Consider the following 22,949-nt stretch of genomic DNA (forward strand, 5'->3'; position numbering starts at 1 on the left):
TTGCGACGACGAGGCGCAGGGCCGGGGAGGAAAAAAAGCAGGCAGAAAGACCCGACGCTTTCTTGCGTCGGGTCTCTCACTTCTGCCCGCAGTGCGGGCAGTTTCAGGAAGTTTTGTTTGACGCTTTTTGAGCTGCCGCAGGGTGGGAATGATGCTTTTTCTTGAAAAAACAGGAGTTTCCCTTAGAGCCGCAGGCGATCAAAAAAACGCTGTTTCCAGATTGGAGGGATTTGAATATGAAAACGGAGCGAGATCGGCACACCGTTTGGGTGAACCCAGCTGCCTGGGATATGGTGCGGTATCACTACAAGCGGGACAACTGTTCTACCCAGAATGAGTTCATCGAAAAGGCTATCCGGTTCTACTGCGGCTACCTGGAATCGGAACACGATGGTGACTATCTGCCCCACACGCTGTCCGCTGTGATGGAAGGATCCTTCACCGCACTGGGAGACCGGATGGGACGACTGCTGTTCAAGCTGTCCGTGGAGGTGTCCATGCTCATGCACATCATCGCCTATGATACGGACATCGACCTGCCCACGCTGGAAAAGCTGCGGGCCCGGTGTGTCCAGGATGTAATGCGTACCCACGGTCAGATCAGCTTCAAGGATATCCTGAAATTCCAGAAGGAGCTGTAAGCCATGCCCAGGCTGGTCCAGAAGTGCGGCTACATCCGCTCCGGCGGCGCTGGAGGCTACGCCAGATATATCGCCACCCGAGAGGGGGTGGAAAAGCTCCACGGCAGAGGTCCCGCTACCACCAGGCAGAAGGAACTCATATGTGATGTGCTCCGGGACTACCCGGACAGCCGGGAGCTATTCGAGTATGAGGACTACCGTGCCAATCCCACCTTCTCCAACGCCTCAGCCTTCCTCACTATGGCGCTGGATGCCAATGTCCACACCATGGAGGAGGGCAGCGTCTATCTTCAATACATCGCCACCCGTCCCAGAGTGGAACGGCGTGGTGACCACGGTCTGTTCAGCGACCGGGAGGATGTATCTCTGCCGGATACCATGGCGGAGGTGGAACAGCACCAGGGACCGGTCTGGACGGTCATCTGCTCTCTGCGCAGGGAGGACGCCGCCGCGCTCGGTTATGACAACGCGGAGCGGTGGCGCACCCTCCTGCGGCAGCACCAGACAAAGCTGGCCCAGGCCATGAAGATCCCGGCGGATCAGTTTCGCTGGTGCGCCGCGTTCCACGATGAGGGACACCATCCCCACATCCACATGATGGTCTGGTCCGCGGACCCAAAGAAGGGCTTCCTCACCAAAGATGGCATCTACGCCGTGCGCTCCGTTCTCACCAACACCATATTTCAGGATGAGATGCATGAGCTCTATGAGAAAAAGGATCTAGCCTACCGACAGCTGGTGACGAAGGCGCGCACCGCTATGGCGGAATACATTGACCGCATGGAAAACGCGGACACAGCGGACCCCGTGCTGACCCACAAACTGGAAGAGCTCGCTCACGCGCTGGGCTCCGTCACCGGAAAAAAGCAGTACGGCTATCTGCCAAAGCAAGTGAAAGAAATGGTGGACAGTGTGGTGAACGAGCTGGCAAAGCAGCCGGATGTGGAAAGGTGCTACGGGGTCTGGAACGGATTGCGGGATGAACTGGAGCGGTACTACAAGGACAGGCCGAGAGAACGCCGCCCCCTCTCAGAGCAGAAGGAGTTTCGCACCATCAAAAATGTCATCGTGCAGGAGGCGGAGCGGCTGCGGCAGGAGCTGGAGCAGGCCCCGCAGCAAACAAGCGAACCGGAACCCCAGGAAGAAGTGGAAATGGAAGAGGCAACGGAGAGTGATTCATTCCAGGAAAGCGTCAAGACAAGGAGCACCTCAGACGTCCGTCGTGTCCCTAACCCGGCAGTGGCCGGGGCGGTACTCAATCTGCTCCACCACATGGGGCAGGTGTTCCGGGACAATTCCCCGGCCCCAGCTAATCCCATGGGGGTCCGGGTGGAGAGCAAGCGCCGCAAAAAGCTGCAAACCAAGCGGCTGGCCATGGGACACAAGATGGATGACCACGAAAATCCGGAGATCCAACAGACGATGTAAGAAGGAGGAATGTTGAGATGGGAACCTATATTCCATTGACGGCGGAAGAAAAAGAACGGGCCGCCTCGGTAGATTTAGCGGAATTTCTCCGGCAGCGGGGGGAGAATCTCCTCCCGTCCGGCAGGGAAAAGCGATTGGCCAGCGACCGCAGCATCACCATCCGGGGCAGCGAGTGGTATGACCACGAGGAGCACGAGGGGGGCAATGCCATCAGCTTTGTCCGGAAGCACTATGGCCTCAGCTACCCGGAGGCGGTGGAGGAGCTGCTGGGGCACAGGAGCGGACAAACCTATCCCGTCGCCCAGAGCACCAAAACGCCGCCCAAGCCATTTGAACTGCCGCAGGCCAACCGGGATATGCGCCGGGTGTTCGCCTACCTGGTGAAGCACCGGCACATCGACCGCAGCGTCGTTACGCACTTTGCACGGGCGCGGCTTCTCTACGAGGACGCCAAATATCACAACTGCGTGTTTGTGGGGCGGGACGAGCAGGGAATCCCACGCCATGCCCACAAGCGAAGCTGCAACAGCTTTGGCAAGGCCTTCCGACAGAATGTGGAGGGCAGTGACCCCAAATACAGCTTCCACCATATGGGGATAGATGGACGGCTCTTTGTATTTGAGGCCCCCATTGATCTGCTCTCCTACCTCACCCTGTACCCGGAAGATTGGCAGGCCCACAGCTATGTGGCCTGCTGTGGAACCTCTGCCATTCCGGTGCTATCCATGCTGGAGCGGATGTCCGCACCCGAGGAAGTATATCTCTGTCTGGACAACGACCAGGCCGGAGAGACGGGCAGCCTGCGCATGGCGGAGCAGATCGCGGAGCAATTTAACATCGCCTCAGACCGGCTCCTTCCGGAGCACAAGGACTGGAACGATGACCTGTGCGCTGGAAATCAAGAGCAAGAGACAATGACTATGGGGGGACCGGGATGAAAACGGAGCAACTGGTTTTTCTGCTGGCGGTCGGTGGACTGCTGCTCCTGATGGCAGCCCTGACCTCCTCCAACCGGTATTCCCTTGACCGGATCAAGGCCAAGACCGTGGGGGACGGGCAGCACGGTACTGCCCGCTGGGCTACTCCCAAAGAGATCCGGGAGACCTTCGCCCATGTGCCGTTCCAGGTAGAGGCCTGGCGCGGCGGGAAAAACCGCCCCAGGATCCAGGGACTGGTCCTGGGCAGCACCGTGAGAAAAAAGCAGGTTATTGCCCTGGTGGACAGCGACGACATCCACTGCCTGATGATTGGCGCATCCGGCGTGGGCAAGACGGCTTTCTTCCTGTACCCCAATCTGGAATACGCCTGTGCCAGCGGGATGAGCTTCTTTGCCAGCGATACCAAAGGGGACCTGGCCCGGAACTATGGGACTATCGCGGAAAAGTACTACGGCTACAAGGTGTCGGTCATCGACCTGAGAAACCCCAGCCGGTCAGACGGGTACAATCTGCTCACCGTCATCAACCACTGGATGGACCAGGCCCGGAAGGATCCGACGGATCTGGGAGCCAGAGCCAAGGCGGAGAAGTACGCCAAGCTCCTGGCAAAAACCATTGTCAATCCGGAGGGGGACAGCGGCAGCCGCGGCCAGAACGCCTACTTCTATGAGGCGGCGGAGGGAGTGCTGGCCTCGGTGGTCCTTCTGCTGTCGGAATTTCTGCCGCCTACACCTCAAGACCCCACCGACCGGCGGCACATTGTCTCGGTGTTCAAGCTGGTGCAGGATCTGATGGAGCCCTCCGCCGTAAAGGGAAAAGCCCAGTTCCACCTTCTCATGAGCAAGCTGCCCGAGGACCATATGGCCCGGTGGCTGTCTGACGCCGCCCTGAAAACCTCGGAGCAGGCCATGAACTCAGTCATGTCCACGCTGTTTTCCCGGCTCAACGCTTTCCTGGACAGCGACTTGGAACAGGTCATCTGCTTTGACAGCTCCATTGACGCCAGGACATTTGCTGAGGAGAAATGCGCCATCTTTCTGGTACTGCCGGAGGAAGATCCGACCAAGAATTTTATGGCGGGGCTTATGATCCAGAATCTGAGCCGGGAGCTCTTCACCTTGGCGGACGCCTACGGAGGCAAGCTCCCAAACCGGGTGGTATTTTTCTGTGACGAGCTGGGGACCATGCCGCCCTTTGACATCCTGCCTCTGTTTTCAGCCGGGCGATCCCGGCGGCTGATCCTGGTGCCTATTATCCAGTCTCTGGCCCAACTGGAGAAGAACTACGGCAAGGAGGGCAGCGAGATCATCCGGGACAACACCCAGGACACCATATTCGGCGGCTTCGCTCCTGGGAGCCAGACGGCGGAGGTGCTGTCCAAGGCCCTGGGCAGCCGCACCATTCAAACGGGCTACATTAACCGCAGCAAAAACGACCTGGGGCAATCCCTCCAGATGGCGGGAAAGCCGCTGCTGACGCCGGACGAGCTGAAAGCCCTCCCTAAGGGGGAGTTCATCGTGATGAAGACTGGCTGCCACCCCATGCGCACCCGCCTGCGGCTCTTTCTGGAGTGGGGGATCACCTTTGAGGAGCCGTATGCCGTGCCGCCCAGGGAGAACGGCGAGGTCCGGTACGCGGACAAGAAAGCGCTGATCAGCAGCATCCTGGAGCGCTATGGCAAGGTCCGGTGCATACCCGGGGAGAAGATGTTTGAAGAGGAGGGCACAGCCGGAGATCATAAGGGGATGAAGTTATAAGGAAGGTGAGCGCCAATGAGTTATTTTCAGAGCATCTATGCCGAGGAGCGCCTGCCCCACCGGTGCAAAACCGTCTACATCTACCTAAAAGACCGCTCCGCTGTCTCCGGCTCCTGCTGGCCGGGCGTCAAGACCATTGCCAGGGACTTGGGATTGTCCCGCTCCACCGTCCGGCGGGCGTTAAAGGAGCTGGAGCGCAGCGGCTGGGTTCAGAGACAGGCCAGGTACCGGGAGAATGGCAGCCGCACCTCCAACCTATACATCCTTCTGAAGTAGTAGTTACGGATCCGGCAAATAGCAAACAGGCGCACCCTTCCGCCAAGGGGAGAGTGCGCCGGTTTGCTGGACCCAGGGGCGGTTCATGGTGAGAGCCCCAGAACAGCTCACTCTAGAAGAGAACAAAGTACAGAGAACAAAAACCAGGCCAATTACAAATACAAAATAGAGGAATAGTTTGCCTCACACAGAGGAAACTATTGGAGAGGAGATGACAGCCCAGTGCGCATGGAAGTAAAGGAGCAGAGCAAAGTGGTGGAGCTCTGGCTCACCCGGGATGAAAAGAATGATAAGCAATTCCTGGAATCCCTGAAGCCCCTCTACCGGCAGTATAAGGCGCAAAATTACATGGTAGCGGTATTTTATTCCGGGGAGGAAGACCTGTACCAGCAGACTAGGGACCTGCTCCTCTACAACCGCCGGAGGGCGGCGGAGAAGCAAGTGCAGGAGCAAGGACAGCAGGCCATGGTCCTGTAAGAAACGGGGGAGGCAGAAAAGCTGCCTCCCCCGTCAATTTTTTCTGGTTGCTTTTTGAACAAAACAGGAGTACAATGTTATCTGCAAAAAGAAAAAAGATACAAACTACATTGTTTTGGGAGGAAAGCTATGACCGAGACCTTTGACATTGCGGGCTACACCCGAATCTCGGTGGACGACGAGCTGGACCGGGACAACGTGTCCATTGAAAACCAGAAGGCTATCATCCAGGACTTCGTGAAGCACAAATTCCCCGGCAGCACCCTCACCTTCTACGAGGACCGGGACCGCTCGGGCTATACCTTCGAGCAACGGGAGGGCTACCAGGCCATGCGCCGGGGGCTTATGAGCCACCAATATGACATCCTCATCGTCAAGGACTTCTCCCGATTCTCCCGGCGCAATAGCCGGGGCCTGGTGGAGCTGGAGGATTTGCGGGACGCGGGGGTGCGGATCATCTCCATCGGGGACAACATCGACTTTCCCAACGACGACGAGTGGCTGAAAATCCAGTTCCAGTTCCTCATCAACGAGATGCCGGTGACCGACACCAGCAAGAAGGTGAAAAACGTCATCAAGCGCCGCCAGGCGGACGGCAAGTGGATCTGCGCCGCCCCCTACGGGTACCTTATTAACAAGCGCCAGGAGTTTGAGATCGTCCCCACCGAGGCGGACATTGTCCGCACCATCTTCCGGCTCTACAACGAGGAGGGGTGGGGCTACAAGAAGATTGCCAACTACCTCACCGACCAGGGCATTCCCACCCCCCGCATGGCGGAGCGGGACCGGAAGGAGGCGGCGGGGGAGGAATATAAGCGCCCGGTGAAGAACGTGTGGGCCATCGTCACCGTCCAGGGGATTCTGGACAACGACTTCTACATCGGCACCCTCCGCCAGGGCAAGTACACCCGGAAGAAAATTAACGGCAAGGATGTGCGCCAGGAGGAAGAGGAACAGATCGTCATTGAGAACCACCACCAGGCCATCATCGACTACCGCACCTTCGCCACCACCCGGGCGCTCAGGGAAAAGCGCTCCACCTCCAACTACCGGGGGGTCAAAAAGTACGACAATGTGTATTCCGGCTTTCTCCAGTGCGGGGACTGCGGCGCCCCCATGTTTGCCATGAGCCGCCGGGAGCTGCGCCCCGCCTATCTCTGCGGCACCTACCACCGCCGGGGGCGGGCGGGGTGCTCCTCCCACCACATCCGCACGGACAAGCTGGACGAGCTGCTGAAAAGCTACGTCCGCCTGGTGATGGAGCACTCCCGGGCGCTGCTGGACCGCCTCAACGAGGACCTGGCCCACGAGCAGGAGGATGTGGAGGAGACGGAACAGAGCGCCGACCGCCTGGCGGAGGTACTGGCCGACCTTCAGGAGGAGCTGAAGGTGACCAAGCGCCAGCGCATCCGGGACCTGATGAAGCACCCGGAGCAGGAGGCGCTGCTGGCCGAAACCTATGACGAGCTGGAGGCGGACCTCCAAAAGAAGATCGAGGGTCTCAACCACCAGATCGACATGCTGGCCAACAAGCGCAACACCATCATTGAAGTGAATCGCTCCGCCCGGACCGCCCTGGAGGTCTTTGCCGACATTCTCCAAAAGGAGCACCTGGAGCGAGCCGACCTGGAGCTGATGATCCGCAACATCCGGGTCTTTGAGGACCACCTGGAGCTTGAGCTTCAGTCGGACATCGACGCCATCCTCCACGCGGCCCCCAGGGAGGACGCCGTAAATTTTAAGGGGGGCATGGAGCATAGCGCAAACGTGACCGTCATCCAGTCCGCCGCCAAGCGGCCGGACAAGGTGTTCCATGCCAACGTTATCAGTGACGGTGACCCCTTGGAGATTTTCACCGATAAAGACGGGGGCGTCATTTTTAAAAAGTATTCCCTGATGGGGGGAGTGGTGGACTTCGCCGGGCAGCTGTGCGAGACCCTGAACCGGACCACCGGAAAGCTCACCGTCATCACCGACCGGGACAGCTGTGTGGCTGTGGCCGGGGTCCCGCGCCGGGAACTGACGGACAAGCCCATTTCCCACCAATTGGAGCGGCTGATGGAGGGACGACAGATTTATCAGTACAAGTCTGGGGAGGCACCCATTCCCCTGTGTGCCGACAGCGACAAGTTTGCCATCAGCATTGCAGCGCCCATTTTGTCCGAAGGGGACGTGCTGGGCTGTGTCCTCTTTGCCGGGGGACCTGACCAGCTGGGCGGCGGCGAAGTGGAGTATAAGCTGGCCCAGTCCATTGCCGCCTTTTTGGGCCGGCATATGGAGAGCTAAAAAACGCACCCGTTCTCACAAGGAGCGGGTGCGTTTTTTGTTACAGGTAGTGATATTTGTTCCGCTTGCCGATGAGGAAGGCAATGGCCACCAGGGCCCCCAGTCCATCAGCGGCCACAACTGCAAGCCAGATGCCGTCCAGATCCAGCACCAGGGGCATGAGCAGAACCAGTCCGCCCCGGAACAGGAAGGAGCGCAGGAAGGACAACAGGGCAGAGATGGCCCCGTTGCACAGTGCGGTGAAGAAGGCGGAGCCGTAAATGCCAAAGCCGCAGAACAGATAGCTCAAGGCGAACAGCCGAAAGCCGTGGACCGTCATCTCCAGAAGCTCCGGACTATAGCCCACGAAGGCCATGGCCAGGGGACGGCTTAAGAGTTCAGAGGCTGTCACCATGACCAGAGAGGAAATGGAGATGACCACCATGCTCTTTCGGAACACATTTTGAAGCTCTGGGTGGTTGGCAGCTCCATAGTGGTAGCTGACGATGGGGCCGCTGCCCATGGAGAAGCCCAGGAAGGCGGCTACAAAGGCAAAGTCCACATACATCATCACCGAGTAGGCGGCAACACCGGATTCGCCGATCATGCGCATGAGCTGAAGGTTATAAAGTACGCTGACGATGGAGGAGGACAGGTTGCTCATAAGCTCGGAGGAGCCGTTGAGACAGGCGTTTTTCAGTTCCCGCCCATAGAAGCGGGTATTTGTGAGGTGAAGAGTACCCTTGGTGGGACGGAAGAAGTAGAGCAGGGGGAGAAGGCCGCCCACCGCGTAGCCCATCACGGTGGCCCAGGCGGCCCCGGCCACTCCCATTTGGAGCGGGCCGATGAGCACATAGTCCAGCACCATGTTGGTAAGGCCGGAACACAGGGAGAAAAATAACCCCTTCTGAGGCTGTTCAGCCACCACGAAAAAGACCTGGAAGGAGACCTGGAGCATAAACACCACGCTGCCTCCCAGTAAAATCCGGCCATAGGCGATGCAGTCCTCCATCAGAAGGTCGCTGGCCCCCGCCAGATGGGCGATGGGTTCAATAAACACCACGGAGAAAATGGAAAACACCAGGCCCAGGCCCAGGACACAGTAGATGATCATGGAGAAGTAGCGGTTGGCCAGCTCCTGCTTTCCCTCACCCATGGTCCGGGCCACAATGGCCCCGCCTCCGGTGCCCAGCATAAAGCCGAAGGAGGCCAGGATCATGGAGATTGGAAACATGATGTTTACGGCGGAAAGGGCCAGTTCTCCAATCAGATTGGAGACGAACAGCCCATCCACCACACTGTAGATGGAAGAGACTACCATCATCACGATGGAGGGAAGGGTGAAGCGCAGCAATTTGCTGTAAGTGAAATGGTCCGAAAGTTTAATCTGCATTGGAAACAGGATCCTCCTGAGAATTTTGTTGCAAAAGGGGGCGGGCCGCCTGGCGCAGCAGCTCCAGATACCGGCCGTTGAGGCGGAGCAGGGTTTGCCGCTCTTCGGGACTGAGCCCCTGATAAGCCAGCTCCTCCATACGGAAGACGGGGTGGATGGTGCGCTGGATCAATTCCATGCCCAGAGGGGTCAGGGTCAAATGCTTTCCCCGCTGCTTTCCGTGAGAGGTCTCCAAACGGATGTAGCCGGAGTCGGACAAGCCCTTTAGGGCGGAGTTGATCGTCTGCTTGCTGAGACATGATATTGCGCACAGCTCAGCCTGGGTAACTGCCTGGTCAGACTCCTCCAGGATATATAAAATCCAAAAGGCCGTGTCCGACAGTCCAAAGCTCTTGGCCAGGGCGTGGTACAGGCTGTTGTCCTCCTTAATAAGGGAGTTATACGCGGTAATAAACTGGGAAAAGGTCATGTCTTCCATGGGAACCTCCTAATGTCCGAAATCGGACTCGATCCACAGTGTAGTCCGATTTCGGACTTTTGTCAAGAGAAAGAAACGCGCCCCTCGGCAGCGGCCGAAGGGCGCGAACATGGAGATTACAGAAGTTCCAGTGCCCGGTCAATGATCCGTCCGGCGGCCTCCTCCTTGGACATGAGGGGCAGCTCGGTGATGTCGTCCTGCGTGATAAGGGTAATGACATTGGTGTCGGTGCCGAACCCCGCTCCCGTTACCTTCAGGTTGTTGGCACAGATCATGTCCACGTGTTTTTTGGCGAGCTTGGCGCGGCTGTTTTCCAGCATGTCCCTTGTCTCCATGGAGAAGCCGCAGATCACCTGGCCCTCCCGGCGGTGGGCCCCCAGGTGCTGGAGAATGTCCTGGGTACGCTTTAAAGGGATGGACATGTCCCCGTCTTTCTTTTTGATCTTGTCGTCGCAGTAGTCAGCGGGAGTATAATCGGCTACAGCAGCGGCCTTGAAGATGAGGTCGGACTGCTCCTGCCGGGCGGTGACCGCCTCAAACATGTCCTGGGCGGAAACGATGTCAACTACCTCCACAAAGGGGGGCTTTTCTAAAGCGGTGGGGCCGGAAATGAGGGTGACCTGAGCGCCACGGAGCATGGCCATTTTGGCGATGGCATAGCCCATCTTGCCCGTGGAGTGGTTGGTGAGGTAACGCACCGGGTCCAGGGATTCCTGGGTGGGGCCGGCAGTGACCAGTACCCGCTTGCCTGCAAGGTCGTGGGGCAGGGCGATGGAGCGGAGAATGTGCTCCACCAGCTCCTGGGGCTCGGGCATGCGTCCGGGGCCCACCGCGCCGCAGGCCAGGTGGCCCGAGCCGGGGGCGATGACCTCCCAGCCGTACCGGCGCAGGATGTCCAGGTTGTCCTGGGTGACCTGGTTTTTGAACATGTGGGTGTTCATGGCCGGGGCAATGAGCTTTGGACAGGTGCAGGCCAGCACAGTGGTGGTAAGCATGTCGTCGGCAAGGCCATGGGCCAGCTTGGCGCATACGTTGGCGGTGGCCGGAGCGATGATCACCAGGTCCGTTCGGTCGGCCAGAGCGATGTGCTCCACCTGGTGGCTGAAATTCCGGTCAAAGGTGTCCACCATGCACCGCCGTCCGGTAAGCTGCTCAAAGGTCAGCGGAGCAATGAAGCGGGTGGCGTGCTCGGTCATCACAACCTCCACGTTGGCATGGAGCTTCACCAGCGCCGAGGCCAGGTAGGCGGACTTATAAGCGGCGATTCCCCCGGTGACCCCCAGCAGGATTGTTTTTCCCTTCAGCATGATCCTTCCTTCTTTCCAAATACAAAGGTGACATTCTTCCTTGATTATACCGGCTTTCCCTCAAAGTGTAAAGCCTTGCAAAAATATTGGCCAATGTTGATTTTTTCTTGCATTGGTGAGCGGAAACCTGTATAATACCACCCGCGAGAGAATGAAGCACATTCTCAAAAATTGCGCTGCATCCCAACTAAGGGAGCGGCAGCAGGAGGTAAATTGAATATGCAAACACAGAAAAAGGACACCCGTTGGCTGGCCATGATGGCCCTGCTCATCGCTATCCAGCTCTTCCTGAACATTACGGGGATCGGATTGATTCCCCTGCCTCTGATCAAGGCCACCACCCTGCACATCCCCGTCATCATCGGGGCGGTCCTGCTGGGGCCCATGGCCGGAGGAATTTTGGGGGGCGTATTTGGCCTTTGTTCCATCTGGAACAATACCATGACCCCGGCGCTGCTGTCCTTTGCCTTTTCCCCGGTCATTGCCGCGGCCAATACGGGGGCGGTGGGGGCGCTTAAGTCCCTGTGGATCGTGCTGGGCTGCCGGATTCTCATTGGTGTGGTGTCCGGGTGGCTGTGGATTCTGCTGAAAAAGCGCCGCTTCCCCGACCTTTTGGCCCTGCCTATTGTGGGGGCTGCAGGGGCCCTGACCAATACGATCACGGTCATGGGCAGCATTGCTCTGCTGCTGGCCCCGGAGTACGCCGCGGCCCAGAATATCGCCATGGATGCGGTGATGTGGACCATCCTGGGGGTCATCGGTACCTCTGGTGTGGCAGAGGCCATCGGAGCGGTCATCCTGGTCACCGCCATTGGAAAGGCTCTTTTACGGATGAATCAAATCGTCCTGCGCAGGGCGTGAATTTGCAGAAAGAAATCAGGTGTCAGTTATGCTGTTAGCTATTGATATCGGCAATACCAACATCGTCATCGGCGGAATTCAGGATGACAAAATCCTTTTTGAAGGGCGCATTGCCACCGACCACATTAAGACCTCGGACCAGTACGGAGTGGAGATCAAAAATATCCTCTCCCTTTTTGAGGTCAAGCCCAAAGACGTGGACGACTGTATTATCTCCTCGGTGGTGCCTCCGGTTTTTAACTCCGTGCGCACCGGTATTGTGAAGCTCACAGGCCGGGAACCCATGGTGGTGGGACCGGGCATCAAGACGGGGCTCAACATCCAGATGGACACCCCCTCCCAGGTGGGCAGTGACCGAATCGTGATCGCGGTGGCCGCTCTGGCGGAGTTTCAGCCCCCCCTGACCCTGCTGGATCTGGGTACGGCCACCACCATTGAGGTAGTGGGCAAGGGCAACGCCTATCTGGGCGGATGCATCATTCCCGGCGTGCGGGTGTCTCTGGAGGCCCTCACCTCCCGTACCGCCCAGCTGCCCGGTATCCGCCTGGACAAGCCCAAGAAGGTCATCGGAAAAAACACCATCGACTGTATGCGCAGCGGCATCATGTATGGCACCGCCGCCATGATCGACGGTATGCTGGACCGGGTGGAGGAAGAGCTGGGCTACTCCACCACTGTGGTAGCTACGGGGGGCATGGCCCAGTTTGTGGTACCCCTGTGCCGCCGGAAGATCCAGGTGGACCGGGACCTGCTGCTGAAAGGCCTGAATATCATTTATAAGAAGAACGCTGCCGAGCATAAGCGCTGCGAACCATGACCCATATGGCACAAGCCGGTCCCGAGCCTCGGGACCGGCCTTTTTTTAAAAACCGCTTTTCCGGTCTGTGGACGGGAAAATCCCCGATTCTTTCTGGGAACGGGGGGCAGTCTCTTGACAGAAACGGGGAAACTGGATATAATACCACCACGACAAATGCGCAGAAGGGGAGGAGTATCCCCGTTTTCCACACACAGAGAGCGGCCGGGTGGTGCAAGGACGCGGTGGGAGCGGGAAGAAGTGGCCCCGGAGCTGTGTTTCTGAAGGGATAGTAAGAGACAACGGGTCCTCCCGTTACAGAGGGTATGAGCGTCCCTATGGGGAAATTCAGGTGGTACCGCGGATTTTGATTCGCCCTGAGCCGAAAACCGGCCCAGGGCGTTTTTTTACGCGGAACAAGGAAAGGACGGAAAGCATGGAACCTGCCATGAAAGCAAGAACCGATTATGACTTTGCCCATTTGGTGGACCTTCAGCGGGTGGAGGCCCAGACAAAAAACAAGAGATGGCTCCTGTTTCGCAGAGGGATTCTCTTGGTGGCCGCGGTGGGAAGTGCCTTTTTGGGTGTGACCATTTTAACCAGTACGGATGAGAATCCGGGCTTGGCGATGGTTTATTTCGTGCTGGCCGTTATTCTGGCCGGGATGTTTTGCTTTTTCTCCCACTACTCCGCCTGGCGGATCAAACGGAAAATCGGGAAGCAGAAGGTCGTTGACGAGTTTGTTTTTGGAGACTACGGTGTGGATATCACCCGTGGCCCCCAGTCCGTCCGCTACCCCTACTCCGACTGCGACACCCTGATGGAAACCGAGCTTGCCTTTTACCTCTTCCACCACCGGGGCAAGGGCATGGCGATCAGCAAGAGCCAGATCCAGGGCGGCAGCCCGGATGATCTGCGGAGCCTGCTGGAGGAGAAGTGCCAGATCAAGACCCGCTGGGTGGGCCGCAGCGCCAAGGCTTAACGTATGCAATCAATAATTCTGAATAGGATGTGACGAAGATGAATACAGAACTTCCAAAGGTCTATGAGCCTCAGGAGGCTGAGGCCAGAATTTATAAAAAGTGGGAGGAGTCGGGCTGCTTCAAAGGCCACCGCGACCCCAAAAAGAAGCCCTTTACCATTGTTATGCCCCCGCCCAACGTAACGGGCCAGCTCCACATGGGCCACGCTATGGATTCCACCCTCCAGGATATTCTTACCCGCTTTAAGCGCATGCAGGGCTATGCCGCCCTGTGGGTGCCCGGCACCGACCACGCGGGCATCGCCACCCAGATCAAGGTGGAAGAGGAGCTGCGCACTAAGGAGGGGCTCACCCGCTATGACCTGGGCCGGGAGAAGTTCCTGGAGCGGGTTTGGGACTGGAAGCACAAGTACGGAAACCGCATTGTAGAGCAGCAGAAGAAGCTGGGTGCCTCCTGCGATTGGGACCGGGCCCGGTTCACCATGGACGAGGGGTGCTCCAAGGCCGTGCGGGAGACCTTCTGCTCCCTGTATGAGAAGGGCCTTATCTATAAAGGCAGCCGGATCATCAACTGGTGTCCCCACTGTGTCACTGCCCTCAGCGACGCTGAGGTGGAGTATCAGGACAAGCCCGGATACTTCTGGCACATCCGCTACCCCATCCAGGGGGAGAAGGACCGGTATGTGATCGTGGCCACCACCCGTCCGGAGACTATGCTGGGTGACACCGGCGTGGCCGTCCATCCCGACGATGAGCGGTACAAGGACATTGTGGGCAAGAAGTGCATTTTGCCCCTGGTGGGCCGTGAGATGCCCATCGTGGCCGACGAGTATGTGGACATGGAGTTTGGTACCGGCTGCGTGAAGATGACGCCTGCCCACGACCCCAACGACTTTGAGGTGGGCCTGCGCCAGAATCTGGAGACCATCCGCGTCCTGGACGACAACGGCAAGGTGGTAGAGGGCTACGGCCGCTACTCCGGCATGGACCGGTACGAGGCCCGGAAGGCCATTGTGGCCGACCTGGAGGAGCAGGGCTACCTGGTGAAGGTGGAGCCCCACCAGCACAACGTGGGCACCTGCTACCGCTGCCACAACGACGTGGAGCCCATCATCTCCGCCCAGTGGTTTGTGAAGATGGCCCCTCTGGCCAAGGAAGCCCTGCGGGTAGTCAATGAGGGAGAAGTCAAGTTTGTGCCCGACCGCTTCTCCAAGACCTACACCAACTGGATGGAGAACGTCCACGACTGGTGTATTTCCCGCCAGCTGTGGTGGGGCCACCAGATCCCGGTGTGGTACTGCGCCGATTGCGGCAAGATGACCGTCAGCCGCACGGATGCCACCGAGTGTGAGCACTGCCATTCCAAGAACATTGAGCGGGACCCGGACGTGCTGGATACCTGGTTCTCCTCCGCCCTGTGGCCCTTCTCCACCCTGGGCTGGCCGGAGAAGACTGAGGATCTTAATTACTTCTATCCCACCGACGTACTGGTCACTGGCTATGACATCATCTTCTTCTGGGTAGCCCGGATGATCTTCTCTGCCTGCGAGCAGACCAAGAAGCCCCCCTTCCACACTGTGTTCATCCACGGCCTGGTCCGGGACGACAAGGGCCGGAAGATGTCAAAGTCCCTGGGCAACGGCATCGACCCCCTGGAGATCGCCGACAAGTACGGCGCCGACGCGCTGCGCTTTAACCTGGTTACCGGCAACAGCCCCGGCAATGACATGCGCTTCTACACCGAGCGGTGCGAGGCTATGCGCAACTTTGCCAACAAGATCTGGAATGCCAGCCGCTTCCTGAAGATGAACCTGACCATCGACAAGTGTGAGCTGCCCCAGAAGCTGGAGCTGGAGGACAAGTGGATCCTCTCCAAGCTCAACCGGGTCATCCCCGAAATTACCGAGAATATGGACCGGTATGAGCTGGGTGTGGCTGCCCAGAAGATCTATGACTTCATCTGGGATGACTACTGTGACTGGTATATCGAGCTGACCAAGACCCGCCTCCAGGGCGATGATGAGGACAGCAAGGTCCGGGCCCAGCAGGTGCTGTGCTATGTGCTTACCAATATGCTCAAGCTTCTGCACCCCTTCATGCCCTTCATCACGGAGGAGATCTGGCAGGCTCTGCCCCACGAGGACGGGGTGGAGGAGGGAAGCTTCCTTATGCTCCAGTCCTGGCCCGTGGCCAACGAGGCTATGAATTTCCCCCAGGAGGAGAAGGCCATGGAGCTCATCATGGACGCCATCCGCGCCGTGCGTACCCGCCGCAGCGAGATGAACGTGCCCCCCTCCAAGAAGGCGCAGCTCACTCTGGCCACCGATGAGGGTGAGGTGTTCCGCCTGGGCGAGGCTTTCCTCAAGAAGCTGGCCTATGCCAGCGAGGTCAACATCGTCTCCGCCTCTGAGGCCCCTGCCGCGGCCGGACAGGTCACCGTGGTCACCCATGCTGCCCAGATCTTCATTCCTCTGGCCGAGCTGGTAGACCTGGAGAAGGAAAAGGCCCGGATGGAGAAGGAACTGAAGAAGAACACCGACGAGCTTCAGAAGCTGAACACCAAACTCAATAACCCCGGCTTTGTGAACAAGGCCCCTGCCCATGTGGTGGAGGCTGAGCGGGAGCGGGCGGTCAAGCTCACGGAGCTTGTGGCCAAGCTCCAGGAACAGCTGAGCGGGATGTAACCAATTGAAAAGGCTGGGCGGTACGGTGTGCCGCCCAGCCTTTGTTTTCCTTGACAGACTGGCCGGGTGTGGGGTTTAATAAAGACAGAATATGCAACAAGAAGGGAGCGATACCCATGACCCAGATCCAATTGGGAAGTACCGGGATCGTCATTGAAAAAAACGGAATGGGCTGTCTGCCCATCCAGCGCGTCTCGCGAGACGCTGCCGCCTATTTGCTGCACAAGGCCATGGACGGAGGCATCAACTTCTTTGACACTGCGCGGGCCTATACCGACAGCGAGGAAAAAATGGGCTATGCATTTCGGGGCTGCCGGGACAAGGTGATCATTGCCTCCAAAAGCGGGGCGCTCACCGGGGAAGGGATGAAACGGGACCTGGAGACCAGTCTGCGGAATTTGGGTACCGATTACATTGATGTCTACCAGTTCCACAATCCGCCGTTCTGCCCCAAGCCTGGGGGAGAGGACGGGCTCTATGACGCCGCCCTGGAGGCCAAGGCCCAGGGAAAGATCCGCCACATCTCCATTACCAACCACCGCCTGACCGTGGCTCACGAGGCCATTGATTCCGGCCTTTATGCCACCTTGCAGTTCCCTTACAGCTATCTGTGCGGGGAAAAGGATCAGGAGCTGGTGGACAAGTGCCGGGAGAAGGGCATGGGCTTTATCGCCATGAAGGGCATGGCCGGAGGTCTGCTCCGGAATGGAACAGTGGCCGCTGCCTGGATGGCCCGGCAGGAGGGTGTCGTGCCCATCTGGGGGGTTCAGCATGAGTGGGAACTGGATCAGTTCCTCGCTTGTGTCAAAGAGACCCCCGCCTGGACCCAGGAGTATCAGGACATGGTGGACCATGACCGCTCCGAACTGACTGGGAACTTCTGCCGCTCCTGCGGATACTGCATGCCCTGCCCCGTTGGGATCCAGATCAACCAGTGTGCCCGCATGGGGCTTTTGCTCCGGCGCATGCCTCGGGAGGAATATCTCACCCAGCAATGGCAGGATGAGATGAAGAAAATTGAGCTGTGCCTGCACTGCAACCAGTGCAGCAAAAAATGCCCCTACGGCCTGGATACCCCCCGTCTGCTCCAGGAAAACTACCAGGAGTACTGGACTTATTTTGAGAAATAACGGATATCCCCGCCGAGAACGGCAAATTTGAACCCAAAGAGAAAAGAGGCCCATCATGAGCTTTGACCGCGATTTATTTCTGCCCGTTTCCAAAGAAGACATGGAGCGCCGGGGTTGGGATTCTTACGACTTCCTCCTCATTACCGGAGATGCCTATGTGGATCACCCTTCCTTCGGCCCTACCATTATCGGCCGGGTGCTGGAGTCCCAGGGCTACCGGGTGGCCATTCTGGCCCAGCCCGACTGGCACAGTGCTGAAAGCTTCAAAGCCCTGGGTCGTCCAAAACTGGGTGTGATGATCTCCGCGGGGAACATCGACTCCATGGTAGCCCATTATACGGCCGCCCGGAAACGCCGCCACGACGATGCCTATTCTCCGGGCCGGAAGGCGGGGCTGCGCCCCGACCACGCCACCGTGGTCTATTCCAACCGGGTGCGGGAGGCCTTTGGGGACATCCCCATTATCATCGGGGGGCTGGAGGCCAGCCTGCGCCGCTTCGCCCACTACGACTACTGGGAAGATAAGGTGCGCCGGAGCATTCTCTTTGACGCCCAGGCGGACATTCTCACCTACGGCATGGGGGAGAAGGCCTCCATGGAGATTGCCGCGCGCCTTTCAAGCGGCACCCCCGTGGAGGAGATCACCGATGTGCGGGGCACCTGTGTGGCGGTCAAATATCCTGATGTGTGTGCTTATCCCAAGGTGGAAGTCCCCTCCTTTGAGGAGGTTTCCCAGAGCAAGGAGGCCTACGCGCGGGCCAACATGACCGAGTATCTGGAGCACGACGCGGTGTCGGGCAAAGCCATCCTTCAAAAGCATGGCCGGGAGTTTCTCATGGTCAACCCTCCGGCCTATCCCCTTACCACCCAGGAGATGGATTGGGTGGCAGAGCTGCCCTATGTCCGGGAGCCCCACCCCATGTACGATGCCATGGGAGGCGTGCCTGCCATTGAGGAGGTGCGCTTCTCGGTGACCCACAACCGGGGCTGCTTTGGGGCCTGTAACTTCTGTTCCCTGGCCTTCCACCAGGGGCGGACCATCTCCTGCCGCAGCCATGAGAGCGTCATTCGCGAGGTAAAGGCCCTTACAGAGCATCCGGGCTTCAAGGGATACATCCATGATGTGGGCGGTCCTTCCGCTACCTTCCGTCGGCCTTCCTGCCAGAAGCAGCTAAAGCACGGCATGTGCAAAAACCGCGCCTGTCTGGCTCCCGAGCCCTGTCCCAACCTGGACGCGGACCACACGGATTATATGATGCTCCTTCGGAAGCTCCGGGAGATCCCCAAAGTGAAGAAGGTCTTTATCCGCTCAGGCATCCGTTTTGATTATCTGATGAAGGACCCCAGCGGAGAGTTCTTTACCGACCTGGTCCAGCACCACATCTCCGGGCAGCTCAAAGTGGCCCCGGAGCACTGTGTGAACCACACCCTGGACTACATGGGAAAACCTCACATCGAGGTCTATGAGAAGTTCCGGGAGAAATACTTTAAGCTCAACCGCCGCTATGGCAAGGACCAGTATCTGGTGCCCTACCTCATCTCCTCCCATCCGGGCTGTACCCTGGAGGATGCGGTGCAGCTGGCCGAGTGGCTCAATAAACAGGGCCATATGCCTGAGCAGGTCCAGGACTTCTATCCCACTCCCGGCACTCTGGCCACCTGCATGTGGTATACAGGGTTGGACCCCCGGACCATGAAGCCCGTATTTGTACCCAAAACGCCCCATGATAAGGCGCTTCAGCGGGCCCTCATGCAGTGGCGCAAGCCCCAGAACCGCTCCCTGGTGCTGGAGGCCCTCCGCAAGACCGGCCGGGAGGACCTGATCGGCTACGGAAAGCACTGCCTCATCCGCCCAGGGAAGGGACAAAGTTCCGCTGCCCAGGGAGAGAAGGACCGCCGCAGTGCCCCTTCCAAAGAAAAGAAAGCCGCTGCCCCCGCACGGGGGAAGCGCCAGCCTGGTAAGTCTGGAAAGGGCTTTGATGGCCGTCACTCCGTGGAGCGAAAGAGTGCTGCTCAAAAGCCTGTGCGCAAGGCAGGCTGGGCAAAGCCGAAAAAGAAAAAATAAAGAAAGCGAGGCGGGATATCCCGCCTCGCTTTTGGCTTTGTGCGATTAATAGGTTTTGCTCTGCCCGGTCATATCTTTACCCAGGTCGTTCATGGCGTTGCCCACGCCGCTGCCGATGTCCTGTGCAGCGTCGCCAACCCCACGACCCACGTCGCCTACGGCATTGCCAACCCCACGGCCTACGTCGCCTACAGCGTCGCCGGCGCCTCGGACCATGTCACGGGCTCCCTGAGTCAGATCCCGTGTGATGGGATTTCCGTCATTGCCGTAGACCTTCCCGTTGGACCCTGCGGTGTAACGGGCATCGTCCAGATAGTCCCAGGCCTTGCCGGTTCGGTTGGGCTCAGAACTGCGGTTTACTTTCCCGATGATGGGATTGCCGGTCATGGGATCGACGCCCTTCACCGTGTCTGTTCTGCCGCAGGCCGTCAGCGTGCCGGTAAGGGTCAGCGCCAGAGCCAGGGCCAATGCAAGCTTTTTCATCCTGTATCCTCCCGCTGAAAAAAGATGTGGAGGTTCCATCCGAAGAGTAGTATGTCCCGTATTTTTTGCAGTAGGGCCGGAAATGGGCGGAGAAGCTGGAAAAAATTCTTTTTTCGGGAGAAATGGCGACGAAACGTCCATCTTTTGGAAAAAAGTTCCCCTGCCCTCTTGCATTTGAAGAGATGGTATGGTATAGTATATCCAGAATGAAGGTAGTATTGGTAAGAGTGGGGTTGAGGCTCCGCTCTTTTTGATTGAAAAAAACCAAAAAAGTGCCCAAATCGGAAGGAGGTTTTGTCCATGGCAAAGGTAACGGAAACGGTAGCCGCCCTGGCCGCGCCCATTGTGGAGGGGGCGGGGTGCTCCCTGTGGGACGTGGAATATGTAAAAGAAGCGGGGGAGTGGTTCCTCCGGGTGTATATCGACAAGGAGGGCGGCGTGTCCATTGACGACTGCGAGGCCGTCTCCCGGCCCCTGTCCGACCTTTTGGATGAGGCGGACCCCATTGAGGGCAGCTACACCTTTGAGGTGTCCTCCGCCGGGGCTGACCGGGTACTGAAAAAGCCTGAGCATTTTGAGCAGTTTATGGGTGCCGAGGTAGAAGTGAAGCTCTACCGCCCCCGTGAGGGCCGGAAGGAGTTTGTAGGTCTGCTGCGGGGCTATGAGGACGGCGGGGTAACCCTGGAAGTGGGAAATGAACCCCAGTCCTTTACCAAACAGGAAATTGCCCTGGTGCGGCTCTATCCCAGATTTTAATAGAATGTGGACTCCCCCCTGGGGAAGCTTTAGGAGGAAACAACTGTGGCTAAGAGAGTGACAAAGAAAAAAGTCAACAGCAATGAGATGGACGGCAAGGAGTTTTTCGAGGCCATCCACCAGATCGAGCAGGAAAAGGGCATTAAGCCCGGCTACATGATGGAAAAGGTGACCCAGGCCCTGCTGTCCGCCTACCGGCGGGACCACGAGGGCGTGGGGGAGAACCTGGTGATGGAGGCCGATGAAGAAAAGGGCACCGTCCGTCTGTTTTTGAAGAAGGAGATCGTAGAGGTGGTGGACAATCCCGCCACCGAGATCAGCCTGGAAGAGGCCCGGTCCGTTCTGCCCCAGGCCGAGCTGGGGGACGTAGTGCGTATGGAGGTCAAGGCCAAGAGCTTTGGCCGCATTGCCGCCCAGACCGCCCGCCAGGTGATCATCCAGGGCATTCGGGAGGCCGAGCAGGGAATGGTCTATGACGAGTTCTCCGGCAAGGAGCACGAGCTGCTCACCGGTGTCATCACCCGCATTGACCCCCGCAACGGAGCGGTGGCTCTGCGCATCCACTCCGGTTCCGAGTTTACCGACGCCTATCTGGGGGTCAACGAGCAGATTCGCGGAGAGACCTATACCGAAGGCCAGCGCCTGAAGGTCTATGTGGTGGAGGTCCGTAAGGCCACCAAGGGTCCCCAGGTGCTCATCTCCCGGTCCCATCCGGGGCTGGTGAAGCGGCTGTTTGAGCTGGAAGTGCCTGAAATTTACGATGGCACCGTGGAAATCAAGTCTGTGGCCCGTGAGGCCGGGTCCCGTACCAAGCTGGCCGTCTGGTCCGCCGATCCCAATGTGGATGCCCTGGGTGCCTGCATTGGCCCCCGGCACCAGCGCATTGACAATGTGCTTTCTGAGCTGAAGGGGGAAAAGGTGGATCTCATCCAGTACTCCGAGGACCCTGTGAAGTATATTGCCGCTGCCCTGTCTCCCGCTGACGTGCTCAGTGTGGAGGAGCTGCCTGACGCCAAGAGCTGCCGGGTGGTGGTCCCTGACGACCAGCTGTCCCTGGCCATCGGCAAGGAGGGCCAGAACGCCCGCCTGGCCGCCAAGCTCACCGGCTATAAGATCGATATCAAGCCCGCTTCCGCCCCTCTGGAGCCCATCGAGGCCATGGAGAGCGTCGTTGAGGAGGCCCCGCAGAGCGAGAAGCCCGCTTCCGAGGAAGAGGCCTGATTCTTGAATAGGGAGCGAGAAGGCGGGAGCCGTTTCGTCCGATACAGTTTGCTCCCAATTTCTAATTTGTAATTGACCGAAGGGTGGTGCGAATCGTGCCCAAGAAAATACCCATGCGCCAATGCCTTGGCTGCCGGGAAATGAAACCGAAACAGGCGCTTATTCGGGTGGTCCGCTCACCCGAGGGGGCCGTATCCCTGGACTTTAAGGGCAAGCTGCCCGGCCGGGGGGCCTATGTGTGCCCTGACCCGGCCTGCCTTGCCAAGGCCCGAAAGAGCCGGGCCCTGGAGCGGGCCTTTTCCGCCCAGATGCCCGACGAGGTTTGGGCCGGTCTGGAGATGCAGATGAAGGAGGTGCCCCAGGATGGCCAATGATCCCATTCTTCATTTGCTGGGCCTGGCCAAAAAGGCCGGGCGGCTGGAGATCGGTGAAGAGCCGGTGGGCGCCGTATGCCGTGCCCGCCAGGCGCGGCTGGTCCTCCTGGCTGCCGACGCCGCCTCCAACACTTACCGCCGGGCTGCCCACTTTGGTGAGGCGGGCAACGTGCTGTGGCTGGAGCTGCCCTTTACCAAAGAGGAGCTGGGCTTTCAGCTGGGGCGCAGCTCCTGCGCCATGCTGGCTCTGACGGATGCGGGGTTTGCCGCGGCGGTGAGCGAAAAGCTCCGTGCCCGCGACCCGGAGAAGTATGAGGCTGCTGCCTCCCAGCTTCGCCAGAAGGCCGACAAGGTGCTGCGGCGGCAGAAGGAGCAGCGCCAGCATGAAAAGAACCTGCGGGAGGGAAAGGGGAAAAAGCACCCCTGGGCCCCGCCTCCCGTGAAGAAAGAGGGGGAGGAATCCACCTCCCATTCCAAAGGGGCCAAGGGCCGCACCGCCCCGCCCAAAGGGGCAAAGTCCCAGGCCCGGCGCCCTAAGGCTGCCCAGGCAGAAAACCCGAGGGAACATACCCCCGGACCCGGCCGCAGGCGGCTCACCGGAACATTCCGGAAACCCTAAGAAACGAGGTGGCTTCCC

At 58.8% G+C, this 22,949-nt stretch carries 21 protein-coding genes and 1 other annotated feature; of the genes, 17 read left to right on the forward strand and 4 right to left on the reverse strand.

What is annotated here, in order from left to right; all coding sequences use genetic code 11:
• Nucleotides 1-236: 236 nt before the first annotated feature.
• From ACTQ3R_RS06945 to ACTQ3R_RS06975, 7 genes are all read left to right on the forward strand, one after another.
• Nucleotides 237-641, forward strand: coding sequence for a hypothetical protein (locus ACTQ3R_RS06945; protein WP_441778531.1), 405 nt, complete (start codon nt 237-239; stop codon nt 639-641).
• A 3-nt stretch (nt 642-644) separates the two neighbouring features.
• On the forward strand, nt 645-2,069 hold the full coding sequence (gene mobP3 / locus ACTQ3R_RS06950; protein ID WP_441778530.1) for a MobP3 family relaxase: 1,425 nt from the start codon (nt 645-647) through the stop codon (nt 2,067-2,069).
• A 17-nt stretch (nt 2,070-2,086) separates the two neighbouring features.
• Nucleotides 2,087-3,007 carry a DUF3991 domain-containing protein gene (locus ACTQ3R_RS06955; RefSeq protein WP_441778529.1) on the forward strand — a complete coding sequence of 307 codons (921 nt, stop codon included), beginning with the start codon at nt 2,087-2,089 and terminating at the stop codon, nt 3,005-3,007.
• Complete coding sequence (locus ACTQ3R_RS06960; RefSeq protein WP_441778528.1) at nt 3,004-4,764, forward strand: type IV secretory system conjugative DNA transfer family protein; 1,761 nt, start codon at nt 3,004-3,006, stop codon at nt 4,762-4,764. Before ACTQ3R_RS06955 ends, ACTQ3R_RS06960 begins: the two co-directional genes overlap by 4 nt.
• A 15-nt stretch (nt 4,765-4,779) precedes the next feature.
• A complete protein-coding gene (locus ACTQ3R_RS06965) occupies nt 4,780-5,040 on the forward strand; it encodes a helix-turn-helix domain-containing protein (RefSeq protein ID WP_441778527.1) in 261 nt (86 codons plus the stop codon).
• A gap of 222 nt (nt 5,041-5,262) precedes the next feature.
• Nucleotides 5,263-5,517, forward strand: a complete 255-nt coding sequence (locus ACTQ3R_RS06970; RefSeq protein WP_441778526.1) for a hypothetical protein — start codon at nt 5,263-5,265, stop codon at nt 5,515-5,517.
• Nucleotides 5,518-5,646: 129 nt separating this feature from the next.
• Nucleotides 5,647-7,803 (forward strand): stage V sporulation T C-terminal domain-containing protein, encoded by a 2,157-nt coding sequence (locus ACTQ3R_RS06975; protein WP_441778525.1) that lies wholly within the window; start codon nt 5,647-5,649, stop codon nt 7,801-7,803.
• 40 nt (nt 7,804-7,843) lie between these two features.
• Here the strand turns inward: ACTQ3R_RS06975 and ACTQ3R_RS06980 are convergent, their stop codons facing one another.
• The 3 genes from ACTQ3R_RS06980 to coaBC form a co-directional block, all read right to left on the reverse strand.
• A complete protein-coding gene (locus tag ACTQ3R_RS06980) occupies nt 7,844-9,175 on the reverse strand; it encodes an MATE family efflux transporter (RefSeq protein ID WP_441778524.1) in 1,332 nt (443 codons plus the stop codon).
• Nucleotides 9,165-9,653, reverse strand: coding sequence for a MarR family winged helix-turn-helix transcriptional regulator (locus ACTQ3R_RS06985; RefSeq protein ID WP_441778523.1), 489 nt, complete (start codon nt 9,651-9,653; stop codon nt 9,165-9,167). Before ACTQ3R_RS06985 ends, ACTQ3R_RS06980 begins: the two co-directional genes overlap by 11 nt.
• A 116-nt stretch (nt 9,654-9,769) precedes the next feature.
• Nucleotides 9,770-10,960 (reverse strand): bifunctional phosphopantothenoylcysteine decarboxylase/phosphopantothenate--cysteine ligase CoaBC, encoded by a 1,191-nt coding sequence (gene coaBC, locus ACTQ3R_RS06990; protein ID WP_441778522.1) that lies wholly within the window; start codon nt 10,958-10,960, stop codon nt 9,770-9,772.
• 219 nt (nt 10,961-11,179) lie between these two features.
• On the opposite strand from coaBC, the gene ACTQ3R_RS06995 reads away from it, so the two are divergent.
• From ACTQ3R_RS06995 to ACTQ3R_RS07020, 6 genes are all read left to right on the forward strand, one after another.
• Entirely contained in the window at nt 11,180-11,821 is a 642-nt protein-coding gene (locus tag ACTQ3R_RS06995) for an ECF transporter S component (protein ID WP_441778521.1), read from the forward strand.
• A 28-nt stretch (nt 11,822-11,849) separates the two neighbouring features.
• Nucleotides 11,850-12,638 carry a type III pantothenate kinase gene (locus ACTQ3R_RS07000; protein ID WP_441778520.1) on the forward strand — a complete coding sequence of 263 codons (789 nt, stop codon included), beginning with the start codon at nt 11,850-11,852 and terminating at the stop codon, nt 12,636-12,638.
• Between the two features lie 152 nt (nt 12,639-12,790).
• Nucleotides 12,791-13,000: a binding site (T-box leader), on the forward strand.
• 53 nt (nt 13,001-13,053) lie between these two features.
• The gene (locus ACTQ3R_RS07005; RefSeq protein WP_441778519.1) at nt 13,054-13,599 is read left to right on the forward strand and encodes a YcxB family protein; all 546 of its coding nucleotides are present in this window, start codon (nt 13,054-13,056) and stop codon (nt 13,597-13,599) included.
• 38 nt (nt 13,600-13,637) lie between these two features.
• Nucleotides 13,638-16,283 (forward strand): valine--tRNA ligase, encoded by a 2,646-nt coding sequence (locus ACTQ3R_RS07010; protein WP_441778518.1) that lies wholly within the window; start codon nt 13,638-13,640, stop codon nt 16,281-16,283.
• A gap of 116 nt (nt 16,284-16,399) precedes the next feature.
• On the forward strand, nt 16,400-17,413 hold the full coding sequence (locus ACTQ3R_RS07015; protein ID WP_441778517.1) for an aldo/keto reductase: 1,014 nt from the start codon (nt 16,400-16,402) through the stop codon (nt 17,411-17,413).
• Nucleotides 17,414-17,468: 55 nt separating this feature from the next.
• Nucleotides 17,469-19,478, forward strand: a complete 2,010-nt coding sequence (locus ACTQ3R_RS07020) for a YgiQ family radical SAM protein (protein WP_441778516.1) — start codon at nt 17,469-17,471, stop codon at nt 19,476-19,478.
• A 45-nt stretch (nt 19,479-19,523) separates the two neighbouring features.
• Here the strand turns inward: ACTQ3R_RS07020 and ACTQ3R_RS07025 are convergent, their stop codons facing one another.
• Nucleotides 19,524-19,961, reverse strand: coding sequence for a hypothetical protein (locus ACTQ3R_RS07025; protein ID WP_441778515.1), 438 nt, complete (start codon nt 19,959-19,961; stop codon nt 19,524-19,526).
• A 300-nt stretch (nt 19,962-20,261) separates the two neighbouring features.
• On the opposite strand from ACTQ3R_RS07025, the gene rimP reads away from it, so the two are divergent.
• From rimP to ACTQ3R_RS07045, 4 genes are all read left to right on the forward strand, one after another.
• Nucleotides 20,262-20,717 carry a ribosome maturation factor RimP gene (rimP, locus tag ACTQ3R_RS07030; RefSeq protein WP_441778514.1) on the forward strand — a complete coding sequence of 152 codons (456 nt, stop codon included), beginning with the start codon at nt 20,262-20,264 and terminating at the stop codon, nt 20,715-20,717.
• Nucleotides 20,718-20,762: 45 nt separating this feature from the next.
• On the forward strand, nt 20,763-21,938 hold the full coding sequence (gene nusA / locus ACTQ3R_RS07035; protein WP_441778513.1) for a transcription termination factor NusA: 1,176 nt from the start codon (nt 20,763-20,765) through the stop codon (nt 21,936-21,938).
• 95 nt (nt 21,939-22,033) lie between these two features.
• Nucleotides 22,034-22,312 carry an RNase P modulator RnpM gene (gene rnpM, locus ACTQ3R_RS07040; RefSeq protein ID WP_441778512.1) on the forward strand — a complete coding sequence of 93 codons (279 nt, stop codon included), beginning with the start codon at nt 22,034-22,036 and terminating at the stop codon, nt 22,310-22,312.
• Nucleotides 22,302-22,931, forward strand: a complete 630-nt coding sequence (locus ACTQ3R_RS07045; RefSeq protein WP_441778511.1) for a L7Ae/L30e/S12e/Gadd45 family ribosomal protein — start codon at nt 22,302-22,304, stop codon at nt 22,929-22,931. The genes rnpM and ACTQ3R_RS07045 overlap by 11 nt, the downstream gene beginning before the upstream one ends.
• Nucleotides 22,932-22,949: the final 18 nt, after the last annotated feature.

It is taken from the genome of Lawsonibacter sp. LCP25S3_E2, assembly GCF_052117285.1.
Classification (GTDB): Bacteria; Bacillota; Clostridia; order Oscillospirales; family Oscillospiraceae; genus Lawsonibacter.

Bases quoted from the DNA above. Each gene is read 5' to 3' on its own strand.
- ACTQ3R_RS06960 (WP_441778528.1), top strand. From the start codon at position 3,004: ATGAAAACGGAGCAACTGGTTTTTCTGCTGGCGGTCGGTGGACTGCTG.
- ACTQ3R_RS07005 (WP_441778519.1), top strand. From the start codon at position 13,054: ATGGAACCTGCCATGAAAGCAAGAACCGATTATGACTTTGCCCATTTG.
- ACTQ3R_RS06985 (WP_441778523.1), bottom strand. From the start codon at position 9,653: ATGGAAGACATGACCTTTTCCCAGTTTATTACCGCGTATAACTCCCTT.
- ACTQ3R_RS07000 (WP_441778520.1), top strand. From the start codon at position 11,850: ATGCTGTTAGCTATTGATATCGGCAATACCAACATCGTCATCGGCGGA.
- ACTQ3R_RS07045 (WP_441778511.1), top strand. From the start codon at position 22,302: ATGGCCAATGATCCCATTCTTCATTTGCTGGGCCTGGCCAAAAAGGCC.
- ACTQ3R_RS06955 (WP_441778529.1), top strand. From the start codon at position 2,087: ATGGGAACCTATATTCCATTGACGGCGGAAGAAAAAGAACGGGCCGCC.
- ACTQ3R_RS06945 (WP_441778531.1), top strand. From the start codon at position 237: ATGAAAACGGAGCGAGATCGGCACACCGTTTGGGTGAACCCAGCTGCC.
- ACTQ3R_RS07020 (WP_441778516.1), top strand. From the start codon at position 17,469: ATGAGCTTTGACCGCGATTTATTTCTGCCCGTTTCCAAAGAAGACATG.
- ACTQ3R_RS06975 (WP_441778525.1), top strand. From the start codon at position 5,647: ATGACCGAGACCTTTGACATTGCGGGCTACACCCGAATCTCGGTGGAC.
- rimP (WP_441778514.1), top strand. From the start codon at position 20,262: ATGGCAAAGGTAACGGAAACGGTAGCCGCCCTGGCCGCGCCCATTGTG.
- ACTQ3R_RS06980 (WP_441778524.1), bottom strand. From the start codon at position 9,175: ATGCAGATTAAACTTTCGGACCATTTCACTTACAGCAAATTGCTGCGC.
- mobP3 (WP_441778530.1), top strand. From the start codon at position 645: ATGCCCAGGCTGGTCCAGAAGTGCGGCTACATCCGCTCCGGCGGCGCT.
- ACTQ3R_RS06995 (WP_441778521.1), top strand. From the start codon at position 11,180: ATGCAAACACAGAAAAAGGACACCCGTTGGCTGGCCATGATGGCCCTG.
- ACTQ3R_RS07010 (WP_441778518.1), top strand. From the start codon at position 13,638: ATGAATACAGAACTTCCAAAGGTCTATGAGCCTCAGGAGGCTGAGGCC.
- ACTQ3R_RS07025 (WP_441778515.1), bottom strand. From the start codon at position 19,961: ATGAAAAAGCTTGCATTGGCCCTGGCTCTGGCGCTGACCCTTACCGGC.
- ACTQ3R_RS06965 (WP_441778527.1), top strand. From the start codon at position 4,780: ATGAGTTATTTTCAGAGCATCTATGCCGAGGAGCGCCTGCCCCACCGG.
- ACTQ3R_RS07015 (WP_441778517.1), top strand. From the start codon at position 16,400: ATGACCCAGATCCAATTGGGAAGTACCGGGATCGTCATTGAAAAAAAC.
- coaBC (WP_441778522.1), bottom strand. From the start codon at position 10,960: ATGCTGAAGGGAAAAACAATCCTGCTGGGGGTCACCGGGGGAATCGCC.